This window comes from bacterium (assembly GCA_023150945.1).
In the GTDB taxonomy this organism is placed as follows: Bacteria; Zhuqueibacterota; Zhuqueibacteria; order Zhuqueibacterales; family Zhuqueibacteraceae; genus Coneutiohabitans.
Genome location: JAKLJX010000002.1, coordinates 222,928 through 237,362, shown reverse-complemented (window position 1 = coordinate 237,362; position 14,435 = coordinate 222,928). Strand labels below are relative to the sequence as shown.

At 60.4% G+C, this 14,435-nt stretch carries 10 protein-coding genes; 4 read left to right on the top strand and 6 right to left on the bottom strand.

The annotated features are described in order from the left end of the window. The 3 genes from L6R21_04255 to L6R21_04245 are packed head-to-tail and all read left to right on the top strand — an operon-like array spanning position 1 to position 5,684. Positions 1-405, top strand: coding sequence for a response regulator (locus tag L6R21_04255; GenBank protein MCK6558391.1), 405 nt, complete (start codon positions 1-3; stop codon positions 403-405). Between the two features lie 34 nt (positions 406-439). Then, entirely contained in the window at positions 440-4,279 is a 3,840-nt protein-coding gene (locus tag L6R21_04250) for a GAF domain-containing protein (protein MCK6558390.1), read from the top strand. A 28-nt stretch (positions 4,280-4,307) separates the two neighbouring features. Then, complete coding sequence (locus tag L6R21_04245; GenBank protein ID MCK6558389.1) at positions 4,308-5,684, top strand: sigma-54 dependent transcriptional regulator; 1,377 nt, start codon at positions 4,308-4,310, stop codon at positions 5,682-5,684. Positions 5,685-5,689: 5 nt separating this feature from the next. Here the strand turns inward: L6R21_04245 and L6R21_04240 are convergent, their stop codons facing one another. From L6R21_04240 to L6R21_04225, 4 genes are all read right to left on the bottom strand, one after another. Next, complete coding sequence (locus L6R21_04240; protein ID MCK6558388.1) at positions 5,690-6,562, bottom strand: hypothetical protein; 873 nt, start codon at positions 6,560-6,562, stop codon at positions 5,690-5,692. Positions 6,563-6,988: 426 nt separating this feature from the next. Beyond that, the gene (meaB, locus tag L6R21_04235; protein MCK6558387.1) at positions 6,989-7,936 is read right to left on the bottom strand and encodes a methylmalonyl Co-A mutase-associated GTPase MeaB; all 948 of its coding nucleotides are present in this window, start codon (positions 7,934-7,936) and stop codon (positions 6,989-6,991) included. A 32-nt stretch (positions 7,937-7,968) separates the two neighbouring features. Continuing rightward, positions 7,969-8,802: a glycosyltransferase family 2 protein gene (locus L6R21_04230; GenBank protein MCK6558386.1), complete on the bottom strand. Its 834-nt coding sequence runs from the start codon at positions 8,800-8,802 to the stop codon at positions 7,969-7,971. A 280-nt stretch (positions 8,803-9,082) separates the two neighbouring features. Continuing rightward, a complete protein-coding gene (locus tag L6R21_04225) occupies positions 9,083-10,303 on the bottom strand; it encodes a glycosyltransferase family 9 protein (GenBank protein ID MCK6558385.1) in 1,221 nt (406 codons plus the stop codon). Positions 10,304-10,470: 167 nt separating this feature from the next. Between L6R21_04225 and L6R21_04220 the strand changes: the two genes are divergently transcribed. Next, entirely contained in the window at positions 10,471-11,409 is a 939-nt protein-coding gene (locus L6R21_04220; GenBank protein ID MCK6558384.1) for a hypothetical protein, read from the top strand. Positions 11,410-11,454: 45 nt separating this feature from the next. On the opposite strand, the gene L6R21_04215 is transcribed toward L6R21_04220, so the two are convergent. Next, positions 11,455-12,288 (bottom strand): hypothetical protein, encoded by an 834-nt coding sequence (locus L6R21_04215; GenBank protein ID MCK6558383.1) that lies wholly within the window; start codon positions 12,286-12,288, stop codon positions 11,455-11,457. 10 nt (positions 12,289-12,298) lie between these two features. Next, positions 12,299-14,329, bottom strand: a complete 2,031-nt coding sequence (locus L6R21_04210) for a HEAT repeat domain-containing protein (GenBank protein MCK6558382.1) — start codon at positions 14,327-14,329, stop codon at positions 12,299-12,301. Positions 14,330-14,435 lie beyond the last annotated feature (106 nt).

Here is a 14,435-nt window from a genome sequence, read left to right as displayed (position 1 = left end):
ATGAACCACATTCTTTTTGTCGAGGACGAACAGCGCGGCGTCAATCCCTATTTGGGGGCGCTCGAGCGCCGTGGCTTTCATTGCGCGGTGGCGCAAAACGGCGATGAAGCCGTCACCCGGCTGCGCACCGGTGAGGTCGATTTGCTGTCGTTGGACGTGATGTTTGACCCCGGCCGTGCTTTCGAAGTGTCCAGCGACACACTGTGGGCCGGCGTGCGGCTGCTGGAGCTGATTCGCCAGCGGCAAATTCCCAACTGTGATCCGGCGCTCAAAGTCGTGGTGTTGACCGCGGTGGAGAATCCCGTGGTCGAGGACAAGATCAAGAAGCTCGGCGTGCAGGAATACCTCAAAAAGCCCGTTCCCTTCGAAAAAGTCATTGCCACTTTCATGACCGTCATGGGTTGATCGAACGCCGCAATGGACAAGCAACAGCACAGCCATGTATCCGAATCCCTTCATTTACAAGAAGCCGCTGCATCCGGTGCAGGATGAGGCGGTGATGATTGGCCGGCCTGCCCTGCTGGAGAAAACGATTTCCGGACTTGCCCTTGGGCATTGGTACGTCGTCTCCGGCGGCAAGAAGATCGGGAAGACCACCTTTCTGGCAATGCTGACCGAAGAGTGCCGCCGGCGCGGCCTGCCTTACCATTTCGTACTGATCAAACCGGAAGACCTTGATGGCTTCAACGTCGCGGGCTTGTACCATGCGCTGAGCGAGCGCTGGCAGGATCTGCCCGGCGCCGGCCGCACCGCCCTGCGCAGCGAGCTGCCGGCCTCACCCGATCTGGAAGGCCTCAAGCGCGCGCTCGCTGCGGCCAGCCAACACGTGGGCGCGACCAGCAGAATCGTCGTTTTGCTCGACAGCTTCGAGACTTTTTCCAGGACTTTCACGCAGGACCTGCTGCGCGTGCTGATCAACCTGCAGCAATCGCAGGCGACCCAGAAACTGCCGCCCAATTTTCAATTCATCATCAGCGGCACGCTGGACACGCTTGATTTGCAAGTGGAGAAGGGCCACTCGTTTTCAGAATACAGCATGCGCATTCTGCTGGAAGATTTTCGTTATGAGGACGTGGAGGACATGCTGAGCCGCGCCTGCCGCCGCTTCGAGCTTTCCTGCGAGGCCGGTTTTGGCCGGCTGTTGTACGAAGCCACGGCCGGCACGGGTTATCTCCTGCAGAAAATCTGCTACCGCACGCTGGAGAGCGCCTACGTGCGCAAGGAAACCATGGGCCTCACGCTGAAACGCGCGGAAGCGGCGATCGCCAGCATCTTGAAAGAGGGCGAAACCAACGTCGAAATGGTCATCACCCAGATTGAACGAGACAGCCAGTTGGTGGAAAGCCTGATGCGCGTCCTGCGCGCCGGCTCGGTCAGCTCGAAGAAATTCGATCCCCCTCTCAAGACCCTGCTGGCGCTCGGCGCGCTCACCGAGCAAAACGGCTTTTTCCGGCCGCGCAATCGCATCTATGAATCGATCTTTCAGGACTATTTCACCACCGAACGGCTGGCCGATATCTATTTTTCACAGCAAAAGTACCAACGCGCGCGCGAGTTGTTCACGGTCGCCGTGAATCAACAGGCGGTGGCCAAGAACATTCTCAGCACGCTGCGCAGCAATCTGGAAATGATCGACACCAAGGCCGGTCAAGGCAACGTCATCCGCGTGCTGTTGGAAGCTTTCATGAACGCGGTGGACAACACCAGAAACTGTTCGTTCATGACGGTGGAACCGGCGCACGAGAGGTTGCACATCGTCGACGCCCTGGGCTTGGGCGCGGAAGATCTGCAAACCTTCGAGCTGAAAGTGGGGCAGGGCGTGGCCGGCTGGGTGGCGCAGGTCGGCCGGCCGCGCTTCGTGCGCGACATCACTGATGAAATCGAATGCCCGGACTTTGCCTATCGCGAGATGGCGGTCAAATACAAAGTCAATGCCCTCGCCTGCCTGCCGCTCAAAGTTGCCGGCAAAGTTTGGGGCGTGATCAGTCTGGGGCTGGGGAAGCCGCGCGAATTCAGCGAGAGTGAAGTGAAGATGCTCGAGATCATGGCCTGCCATGCCTCTTTGGTGTTGCAGCAGGCGCGCCTCGAGATCGAATGGGATCGTCATTTCAAACTGGTTGAGCAAGTGCGGGCGCTGGTGCACAATGCCAATCAGCAAATCGAGCTGGAGGCCTTCTTCGAGGAGATTCTATTGACGGTCGAGAAAATTGCCGGCACTGCCAGCGCTTATTTGGTTTACCGCGAGCACACGCCGGAGGATTGGCGGTTCAAGTTCCGCAGGGATTTTCCCGTTGCCGGGCGACGCCTGCCCAGCCTGGAGCAGGGTGAAGGCACGGTGGGCGCGGTTTTGAAAGGCGGCCAGCCGTTGTTCATCGAAACCGCCGGCGGCAATGGTCCGGCCTTCGCGATTTGGCCCGAACAGCACTGGGAATTGGCCCTGCCGTGTCTGGGCGATGGCAGGCTGAAAGGTTGCTTGGTGGTGGCGGGACAGAGGCCGGCAATGCCGTCTCATCAGCAACGGCAACTCCTGGCAATGTTGGCGGAGGCCGCCGCCACTGCCATCCAGAACCGTTGGCTGTATCACATCGCTGAAAAGAAAACACAGCAGGTGATTACGGCGCGCGGCATCAGCGAAGCGTTGAGCCACGAGAACAGCCTGCAGGAGATTCTCAATTTCATTGCCAGCGAATGCCTCAACGTCGTTGGGCGCACCAACAAAATGGCGTTTGTGTGGATCAAAGATGCCGATCGCCAACGCCTGCTGCTGCAGGCAGTGGACGGCGAGCAGGCCAATCGTGAACTCGTGGGCAAAGGCCTGCCCTTGGGAGAAGACAGCCTGCCGGTGCAGGTGTTTCGCAGCGGCCAACCACATTTGGCCAAGGAACTGGCCGGCAGAGACCTGCACGCCTTTGCGTATCCGCAGGTCAATTCCGAAATCGCCGTGCCGTTGATCTTTCGCGAAGAGACCATCGGCGTGCTCGACGTGCAGAGCACCGAGCCGCACGATTTCGACGAGCAGGATCAGGACACGCTGACCGCCGTGGCGCACAATGCCGCAGTGGCGATGAAGATCGGTGAATGGCATGATTTGCGCATCAAGGCGCAGATCGGCCTGGCCAAAGTGCTGGAGGCAACCGCCATTGAAGAGGCGGTGGCCGGGCTGACGCACGACATCAAAAACATCTCGACCTTGATTGCCAGCGAAACGCAATGGCTGGAACGGCGTGAGCGGGAGCAACAGTTGCAACCGGTGGAAATCAAACGCGCGATTCAAAACATCAACGCGCACATGCAACGCATCGAGGATTTCGCCAACTATCTGCGCAGCCGCGCCTACAAATCGCCGCCCGAGCCGCAATGGTGCAATTTGCGCAATGTCGTCGGCGAGGCCGTGCAGGTCCTTGCCGCCAAGGCCCTGCGCCAGGGCGTGGAGATCAAGCGCGATGAGGTGGCGCTGGATCTGCGCATGTACGTTGATCCCGGCCGGCTGGTGCGCGCCTTCATCAACATCATGACCAATGCGCTGGATGCCATGCCCAAAGGCGGACTGCTGCGCATCAATGCCCTGCGCAGCGCCAGGGAAATTCAGATTTCGCTCACCGACAACGGCAGCGGCATTCCCGAGGACATGGTTTACAAAGTGCTGAATCCCTTCATCAGCACCAAGCCCAAGGGCTATGGCCTGGGATTGGCGGTGACCAAGCGCATCGTGGAGGTGGATCACGGCGGCAAACTGCGGTTGCGCAGCAAGGAGAAGCAGGGCACCACGGTGGAAGTGGTGCTGCCGCTGCATTTGGAGAATCATCAGCCCGGCCCGCAAACGAACGGTCCGCCGCCGATCAGCAAGTGGGCGAGCACTGCCGCCGGCCCCGAAGAAGCGCCGGCCGCCGGCGGTAGTATTTTAGTGGTGAATGATGATGCGCTCATGCTCGCCCGCATTGCGCAGGAGTTGTCACGCCTGGGCTATCGCGTCACCAGCACGGAATTCGGCAACGATGCCGTGGAGTTGACCCAGCGGCGCCGCTTCGATGCCATCCTGCTCGATTATCACCTGCGCAAGGATCGCAGTGCCACGCAAACGGCGCAGGATTTCATTCCGCTGCTCAAGCGCTATGCGCCGGCAGCGAAGATCATTATCACTTCCGCTTCCTGGGATCAAAGCAATTTCCCTGAAGTCGGCGGCGAGGTGTTTTTGGAAATCAACCACCTGTTTTGGAATCGCATGCCCGGCGTGGTGCAACGCTGCCTGCTGGCCAGCCGCGATTCCATTCTGCACTAACCACGCGGCAACACGAAAGGGGTGAGTGATGAAAGCCGGCAAGGTCTTGATCGTCGATGATGAAGAAAGTATGCGGGCACAGCTCGCCAGATGGCTGAGCGAAGTCGGCTATAAAACCGAGGCGGCGGCCAGCGGCCGCGAAGCGCTGGGGTTGGTACGCCGCAGCAATTTCGACGTCGTGCTTTTGGATTTGCGGCTGCCGGACGTCGACGGCTTCGAAGTGCTGCAGCAACTGCACGAAGACTATCCCGATATTTGCGTCATCGTGCTCACCGGCTACGGCACCGAGGATTCGCCGGCGCAAGCACGGCAGGCCGGCGCCTTCGATTTTTTCGAGAAGCAGCCGCTCAATTATGAGCGTTTGGTCAGCCGCATCGACGCCGCCATCCAGCAATTCCGGCTGCAGCGCGAGCATTTCTATCAACAGGAAGAGGTGAAGCAGCGCTATCGTTTCGAGAATATCGTCGGGGAAAGCACTGCCATGCGCCGGATGTTCGATTTGATCCGCAAAGTGGCGGAAACGGACGAGACGATTTTGTTGCAGGGGGAAAGCGGCACCGGCAAGGAGCTGGTGGCCCGCGCGATTCACTTCAACAGCCCGCGCAAGCAGAAGCAACTGCTGGTCGCCGACTGTGCCTCCTTGCCGGAACATCTCGCGGAAAGTGAATTGTTTGGCCACGAAAAAGGTGCCTTCACCGGCGCCGTTTCACGCCGCGCCGGCAAGTTCGAGCGCGCCAACCATACCACGCTCTTTCTGGATGAAATTGGAGATTTGCCGGTTCACCTTCAAATCAAATTCTTCCGCTTCCTGCAGGAGCGGACTTTCGAGCGCCTGGGCGGCACCGAGCAGATCGAAGTCAATGTGCGCGTCATTGCCGCCACCAACACAAGGCTCGCAGAGGCGGTGGCGCAGGGACGCTTTCGCGAGGAGCTGTTCCATCGCTTGAATCGTTTTCCCATCACCGTGCCGCCGTTGCGCGAGCGCCACGGTGATGTGCTGCTGCTGGTGCGGCATTTTTTGGAGGTGTACAGCCGCCGTGGCGCGCGCCGGGTGAAGGACATTTCGCCGGAAGCGCTGCGCTTGCTGGAGAGTTATCATTTTCCCGGCAACGTGCGTGAGCTGGAGAACATCATCGCCAGTGCCCTGCTGCTGGAAGACAGTGAAGTTATTCAGCCGGAGGTGATTCGCGGCCGTCTGGCACCGGTAGGCGCTGCTGACCCGCCCGAGTTCGGCAGTCTGCCCTACAAGGAAGCAAAAGAGCAGTTTGAAAAGATATACTTCTCGCAGCTTCTCCGGCGCTTCGGCAACAACGTCAGCAAAACCGCGGAGTTTGCGGGGATGGACCGCAGCCATGTTTTCACCAAACTCAAACAACTTGGCTTGCGAAACAACGGCGAGGAATGAGCACGTCAGTTGCGCTCGCGGGTTTTGGCGGAAGGTTTCTTCTCCGTGCTGCGGCCGGCAGGGGGCGCCGTCTTCTTTTTCTCCGGCGCGAAACGAGGACGGGAGGATTTTGCGGGAACGCTGACGGAATCACGCGGCTTGCTGCGCAACTCCGGCACCGGTTTGCGCTGTGGATCGAAGGCATTCACACCCACGCCGCCCGGCCGCGGTCCGAACAAAGGCGAAGCAACTGCCGGCTGCCTTGCCGCGGGCTGCAAAGCACGAGAAGTTTGCCCGGCCTGAGTCGAAAGGGACGAATCGATTGGCTGCTGCTGCGCCAATCCTGCGGCCGAACCGAAAGGAATCGCGGCAACCGCAAAAGCCGGCCTGGCGGAAGCGCCCAGCCGGTAGTGCATGTCAGCCTCCAAATCTGCGATCACGCGTTGCGGATCTGGCGCCGCGCCTGCCAAATTGCCCCTGCCGGATGACAATCCCTGCTCACGCAAGGCTTGCTCCAACCACGGCACGATATGCGTCGCGCGTACCGTGAAAATGCCGCCGACATAAGCGTTGCTGGTGGGGCTTTCATACGGCAGGCGGATATCCTCCGCCAATTCTTCCAAGTGATAATTGCGATTGGCCTCCAGCGCGCGCCAGCAGTGATGCGGCTTGGGATAGAGAATTTCGAAGCCGCCGGTCGGTGTGATTTGATACAAAGTCAGGTAGCCGCGGCTGCTGCTGCGAATGGACAAATCGATTTCACCCCTGCCGGAAGACGCGGAGGCAGGCCGCCGTTGCGAGGAGATTTCAACCCGCACCGCGCTGCCGGATTGCGCGGCCGCGTCGAGCCAGCCGGTGAGCAAAGCAGCAAGGGTGATGACCAACGTGCAGCGTTTCACTTGTCAACTCCAGGATCGATAAGACATAAGCGGAAGACAGCCTCTATGGACTGAAGTTGATTGGTTCATAGATGCCGGCCTGTACGTGCTGCCTTCCGCCGCATGCCACGTCATGGACGGCTGATATTCCGGTTGAATATCACCGACCTGTATGACGTTTGGCAAGGGGCATGCCATGCGGGGCAACCTCTCGTCTCCTCATTCCTGCCGAACACTGCGGGATTCCTGCCTCACAAACACGCATCGCTCTTGACAGGCAGTCACTGATTTCCAAGACTTAAGCCGGATTCATGAGAAGACTTCTAATCGAGGCGGAGATCAGAAGTTTACCATCAGTTTTCTGCGATGACTGATGGCGAGCAATCCTTCTGTCGGTTTGTGGCGATCTTACCCAACAGTTGGCAAGCCGCTTGGCACACGGCATTCTCAGCGTCTGGCCGCGGCGTTCTGCATCAGCGCTGCGACGACCTCATAGGGCGAGAGGCTGTTTTCATGAAAATCGTGCAAGTGGTCGTGCAGGAGTTGCTCGGCGCGTTCATCCCAAAATTCCTGCTGCAAGCGCCGCGCGACCAGCTCGCGAATCATGGTCTCGCGGCGGTGGCGGCGTTTGAGGTGAAGATGCCCCTGCCGCTCCAGAAATTCGCGATGCGCGGTGACTTGTTGCCAAATCTCCTCCAGGCCCTTGCCTTGTGAAGCAGTGGCTGCCACCACCGGCGGATGCCACGGCGCCGGCGGACGCAGATGCAGAATCGCCGACAACTCGTGCAGCGCGCGTGCGGCACCGGCGCGATCGGATTTGTTCATCACAAAAATATCGGCGATTTCCATCAAGCCGGCCTTCATGGCCTGCACGGCATCGCCGCTCTCCGGCACCAGCACCACGATCACGGTGTCCGCGGTTTCGACGATGTCAAGCTCGGACTGGCCGACACCGACGGTTTCGTAGATGACGAAATCCTTGCCGAAGGCATCCAACACGTCGCCGGCTTCCTGCGCTTTTTGGGAGAGACCGCCGAGCGAGCCGCGCGTCGCCATGCTGCGAATGAACACGCCGGGATCGACGCTGATGTCGGCCATGCGCACACGATCGCCGAGCAAGGCGCCGCCGGTAAACGGGCTGGAGGGATCCACGGCCACGATGCCGACGCTGTGGTTGAAGCGGCGCAGCAGCTTGGTGAGTTCATCGACGATGGTGGATTTGCCGGCGCCGGGCGGGCCGGTAATGCCCAGGCGATAGGCCTTGCCGACGCGGCCGTAGATCGCGTGCAGCAGCGCCGGCGCCTCTGAAGTTTCGTTTTCCACCGCCGTAATGACTTTGGCCAACGCCCGGCGCGAGCCGGCAAAAAATGATGCAAGCAAGTCAGAAGAATTCATGCGTGCCTGATTCCAACCTGGTTGGCCGCGCCTCAGCGCGCGGCTGCGTTTTTTTCAAGCTCCCACAGCTTCGCATATTTTGTGAACACATACGCACTCGACAAGCAGGCGAGAATGAAGCCGGGCAGGCCGTCGAGGAATCCGGTTTTGAACAAATACATGCGCAGGAACATCCACGGCGGCCGGAACAGCAAATCCCACCACTGGAAGCACCGGTCGCTTTGCTGCAGCTCTTCGGCGGCCAGCGACGAGTAGCGGTTGAATTTTTCGAAATAGTGCCGCAGGTCGCGATCGGTGTAATGCAGAAGATGGTTCTGCAGCCGCCCGATCTTGCCGCGCACTTCGACGCCTTCGTGAATGCTGCGGGTGTTGAAGCCGGCCAGCTCGCGGCGGAACAGCCGCACGACATGCCCGGGATACCAGCCGCCGTGCATCATCCAGCGCCCGAGGAAATTCGCCAGGCGCGGCAGCTCGTAGGCCGCACACGCCGGTGTGCCGGAGAGCAGGGCGCAAATCTCTTCGCGCAGCTCCGCGGGCACGCGTTCATCGGCGTCGATCCACAACACCCATTCGCCGCTGCACTGCGCCAACGCAAACTGCTTGGCCGCGGCATAGCCTTCCCAGCGGCGCACAAAGACCTTGTCGGTGAACTCGCGCGCCAGCGCCGCGGTGTTGTCTTCGCTCTCGGCGTCGACCACGATGATTTCCTGCACCCAATGCAGCGAAGCCAGGCAGTCATGAATATTACCGGCCTCGTTTTTGGTAATCACCAGGGCCGAGAGGCGAATGTGGTCGTCGCCGAGTGTGATCGGCAACAACCGGCTTGCGGGTTGAGGTGCGGCCGTTTCCGCGATGGTTGTGCTCATGTGGTCGGTAAAAGCTGGTCACTTGCAGGAAACATCTTTTCTCCGCCAGCGATCGTTGCAATTCGGAGTTGAGTTGAGCCGCCGGCGGCGGCACGCAATTCACGGTTCTGATTTTGGCTGTGCAATTCGTATCCGTCCAAAAACATCACCGCCCGCGCGCTTCGTGATGAGCAAAAGCGGGTTCCATTTGACTTGTGAACGCTCCGGGGCCATGCGTCCGGCCGGTTTCTTCATTCTGGGCAGACACTATCAAAGATCTGCGATTTCGGACGGGCACTGATTATCCTCGTGGAACGGCGAGAGCCGCAGTTTCGTTGACGTGCCTGTCCACCGCTGCACGGTTGGCGAGCTGGCGCCGTGCCTGGTGCACTGCAGCCACAATCCACTCCGGCTTGAACTCCGTTACGCAAATCGGACCGTGCGGCAGATCGCAGGCTTTTTTCCAGCACGGCGCGCAAGCCAGCTCGCGGATAATTTTAACGCCGCGATCGTAGAGATCGATTTCCGCCGCGCAGGACAACCCGAACCACGCGACCACGTGCTTCTGCAAGCCGATCGCGAGGTGCATGCCCAAACTGTCGCCGCTCACCACGATATCCGCGAGATTCGTCAGCACAATGCCCTGGCGCAAGCCAAGCGTCGTGGGCGTGGGCAATGCCAATCCCTCGCACAGAGCCGCGAGGCGTTGATTGCGCTCGGTGTCTTCCCGGCCGCCCAGCAAAATGATTTTGGCCTCAGGCAGCTCCGCCGCGAGTTGCCGGATGGCGGCGGCCTGGGTTTCGAGCTCCAATTTCTTCAAGGGAAAGAGCGTCGAGCAGCCGGTGTTGAAACCGATGACCAGCGCTGCTTCCGGCAAACCCAACTCACGCCGCCAGCGTTCGGTGGCGGCCTGCTCTTCGGCCGTTAGATCCAAAACATATTCGTCGCGGCGGTATTCGAGCTCCCACGCCTCTGCCAGGATATCATTGCCGGTGCGCCGGTTCACCCGAAATTTGAAGTGATCGTCGACGCCGAGGCGAAAGCTGTACTCTGCACCCGCATTGAGCGGCACGATGGCACCGTTTTCATTCAACCCGAAGCCGCGCTTGCCGGCCGCTTGCACCGCATTCATGAATGCCGCGGCCGGCCGGCTTTTGTCGGCATTCAAGGCAAGCTCGAAGCGCTGTTGCAGCAGCACCATGCGGTTTTCGTCATTCCATTCGACGAGATGATCGATGTGGGGATTGTGCTGCAGCAGCGGCATGGCATTCGGTCGGGTGAGCCAAGTGAGATGACAGTCCGGATAGGCGCGCTTGATTGCGGGCAATTGCGCGGTGGTGGCCAGCACCGTGCCGAGCGCGTCGAGATTCACGAGCAACACACGCGTGCCCATGGCGAGGCGATCCTGGCAGCCGGCGCACAGTTTGTGAGGGACACACGGTTTGTAGCCGGAGAACAGGCGGCAATCCGGTATGAGGGTTGGGCTGGAATAAAAAGGGTTCAAACGCACGTCGGATTTCATGCGAAAACTTACAGCATCACGGCCTGAAGTGCAAGCGGAAATTCGCCGGCGCGCCCCGCGATTTTCCGCTTGCATGCCAGCAGAGGTTTTTTGACCTTGCGCCAAGCGGTTGTGCGTTCGGATTCACTCGGAGTTGCTGCCATTGCATCAACCAAAGGAGAAATCTCTTGCGACCCATCGGAAAGGTGTTCTGCGCGTGCGCAAATGCGATACTGCTGGCGACGGCGGCTCTCGTCGTTGGCCAGGAGCCAGCAGGCCGCGGCCCCGGCACGATGCTGGTCATCACACACGGCATAACGGAGAACGGAGTGGTCACGCGCGCGTGGTATGCGGCTATTCGCGGCCGGCATGATCCCGAGTTGCTGCCGCAGGTTCTCGCCGGTGAGCCAAGATGGTCACAAGCAGAAGCGGACTGGGCGGATCTGATTCACCGCCGGGCGACGGCCTGGCCCGCGATGATCGATTCGTTGCGCATTCCCTTCGCAAACATTCCCCCGCCTGACACGATTGCCATTCTGCTGGGCAATCGCGGCGGCGAAGATGCTTTTCTCTTCGCCGATTCGATCATCTGCTTCGACTTGCACAAGCTGCAGCACCAATACGGCCCCGCCAAGGCTGCCGCCAATCACGACAAGATCGACAGGTTTTTCGCTCACGAATTCACCCATGTGTTGCACAAAGCCTGGCGCCGGCAGAAAGGTTTGACCTTGCAATCGCCGTTCGAAGTGGCCTTGTGGGAATGCCTCACTGAGGGGTTGGGCAACTTTCGTTCGCTTTCCAGCAAATGGCTGAGTGCAGGAGGGGAATTGACGCCGCATGCGCAGGAAGTGCTGGCCCGGCTGCAACCCATCTTGGTCGAGCGCTTGGCGGCATTGGCGCAGGCGAAGCCGGAGGAATCCGGCGCGCTCATGAAGGGCCTTTCTAGCGGGCCTTTTGATCAGAAGTGGGGGGCATTGCCGGTGGCGCTCTGGCTCGGCCAGGAAGCCCGGGGAGATGAACGTAATCTGCGCAGGTGGGTGGCGGCCGGGCCGCCGGGCGTTTTGCAGCTCGCGCAAAAATATCTTCCGGCCTCTCTCAAAGAAAAGATGCCGGCGAGCGGCCGCTAGAGTGTACTGTGACCCTGAAAACCATCTCCACGCGGCCGCCGCAAATCAGCGCTGGCCGGCACCGACTGGTGATGGCACTTCGAAGATTGTGCTGTCAATCTCGGTGGCGGCCACGATGCCGGTAAAAACGATGCGGCGAGTACTGCCTGCCATTTTGCGCTCGGTCGCGAGTTTCAGCTCGCCAAAGTCCTGCCAGTTTTCCCACGCCGCCGCGACCGGCGTGGCGCCTTCCACCGGCATGTACTCCCAGCGTCTGATCAGATGCGTGGCCGGGTCAACATAGATGCGATAGATATTATCCGGCGTCAACCCGACTCTTTCGATGAAGCTCAAGCGCAACACTTGATATGTTATGCCCTCCACGTCTTGCGTGCCTTCATAATGCAAGCGGGCGCCGGGATCCATCAGTTTGAAGGGACACAGCAGCCAGTAGGTGTCGTTGATGAAGCGCGAGTAGGCCATGCCGAGCAGGCTGTGCGTTTCTTCCACGTCCGCGCGCCGGCCATTGGTAAAGACTGCGCCTTCCTGCTGCGAGTTGAGATTGAAGTACGCCACGATTTGATCCTCGCCCAGGCGGCCTGCCAGGCGATAGCGATTCGTCTGGCGATCCCAATCGTGGCTCCAATCCACGATTGCGCCGGTGTCCGACTGCACGGTGTAGTGAAAGGAAAGTTGTTTCACCTGGGCGAGTTTTTCAGCGCCCGCGGCCCGGCTCACCTCTTCGGCGATGCGCACCGCAGTCGGGTCTGATTGCGAGGGATCAAAGACGAGCGAATACGACTTGGTTTGTTGTTCCGGCTGGGGCTCCGGTTGGCAGGCAAACACCAAAAGGCCGGCAAGCATGAGCATTGCCACCGGCGCGCGATAAAGTCCTTTCATGACTGCTTCCTCAAAAGTGAGTCGTGATCCTTTTGATGCGATTACCGACTTGCAGCTCCTCCACCACTTCCATACCCTTGCGCACGCGCGCGAAAATCGTGTAGCGGCCATCGAGATGCGGCTGGTCGGAATGAGTGATGAACCACTGCGACCCTTCCGTGTCCGGGCCGACGCTGGCCATGCCCACCATGCCGCGGGTGTAGCGCAGCCGGCTGAATTCCGAACGCAGGGAATAGCCGGGCGAGCCCCACATGTCACCGCGCGGGTCGCCGGTTTGAATCACAAAATTCGGCACCACGCGATGAATGAGCAGGCCGTTGAAAAATCCGCGTTGCGCCAGCCGCACGAAATTGAGCGTCACCAGCGGCGCTTCTTCGGGGAAAAATTGCAGCTCGAATTCACCGGCGTCGGTTTCCACCGTGGCCCAGGCACTGCGCAGCTTGCTGATTTCGCGATACTCGAAATCCCAGGACGGCTTGGTTTCCTTGGGCAGTTTGTCGCTGTAATCCCGGCCGGTGAGCTGTTGCAGCGCGCTTGCCGCAGCCGCCGCGAACGGTTTGTCCGGCACCTGCAACGCTGCCTCGAGCAACGGAACGGCTGCGGGATTGCGGCAGTCGGCCAGGGCTTTGAAAATCATTTGCGCCACCTCCACGTCGACCGGCGGCTGCAAGCTCTCATAGGCCTGAATGATTTCGGTCGCATGTTCCTGCCGCCGGCTGGAATCCGCTGCCAGGTTTTGTGCGGCGATGGCAGTCAGCACCTGGTCGCCACTCGCGAGGGCGTTTAGATATATCGGCAATGCTTGGGGCGGTGCAGAAATTTTGGGCAGGGCCTCCAGCGCGGCGATTCGCACCAGCGTTGCTTCGTCCGTGGCAAGCTTTTCCAGGATGGGCAATGCGCCGGGCGCGCGCGTGGCTGCCAGGGCCGGCGCTGCGCCGGCGCGAACATAAACCTCGGAGCTGGCGGCCAGCGGCGCGAGCGGCGTCAATGCCTCTGGCCCGAGCGCCGAGGCCAGCGCTTGCGCTGCTGCCACTTGCTCCTGCCAGGTGGTGGTGAGTTCGCCGCTTGCCGCTGCGCCTTTGATCTGGCCCAGCAAAAGCGCGACGACTGCCGCTTGCGCTGGTTGCGCTTGACGGCGCGAAATGTGTTCGTAGGCGGTGCCGAGGGCGCGTACGGCCGTCAATCGGACGTGGAGATTGGCGTCCTGCAGGGGAAGCAGCGCCGTCATGGTGGTGTCGCGCTGCGGATCGAGCAGATTGCCGAGCGCCTGCGCTGCGCTCACGCGCACGCGCCAGTCCGGGTCGTGGTGTGCGAGGCGGCTGAGCGAGGGGATGGCCTTCTGCGCATTGATGACACCGAGCGCGCGCGCAGCCTGCATTTGCACGCGGCCGCTGCGATCCTGCAGCGCCTGCTCCAATGCCGGTGCCGTGGCGGCGTCGGCGAGGCGGAACAACGCATAAGCGGAACGCCAGCGCACCTCTTCGTTATCATCCGTCAGCAGGGCGATCAGCTTTGCGCCCCAGCCTGGCCGCGAAAAACGGCGGTGCGCCAGCCGGCCGATGGTGAGCGCTGCCTCGGCGCGCATGATGGGAATGTCATCCTGCAGCAACTGCTGCAGGGTCGAATCGATGCGGCTGATGGAGGAATCGCTGGCAATCTTGCCGAGCGCTTCGAGCAGATGCAGGCGAACTTCCAGGTCTTTTTCATTGGTGAGAAAGGCCAGTACCACGCTCGCGGTGTTGGCCTGCGCCAGTTGGCCGAGCGCAAAGGCAGCTTCCACCCGGACGGCCGGATTTCCCGAACGCAACAACTCCACCAGCGCGGGCACGGCATCGGGATCCTGCGAACGGCCCAGGGCAATCGCGGCGCGCTTGCGCACTTCCTCCTGCGGATGCATCACGAACTTGACCAATTCACGCGCTGCCACCCGCCGGTTTTCGAGCCGGATGACTTCAGCGATTTCTTTGTGATTGTTGCGGCAGCTCTGGAATGCCAGCGCGAGGAACGGCAGAAGCAACAGCAAAGCGGTTTTTTTCATCATAGGCGAATGGTGCAAGTTATGGCCCGGGGAGATACGATTCGAAAGAGCAGGTGCATAATACCGACGTCAGTGCAAAGATGCAAGTTTTTTGGCTCCGATGATTCCG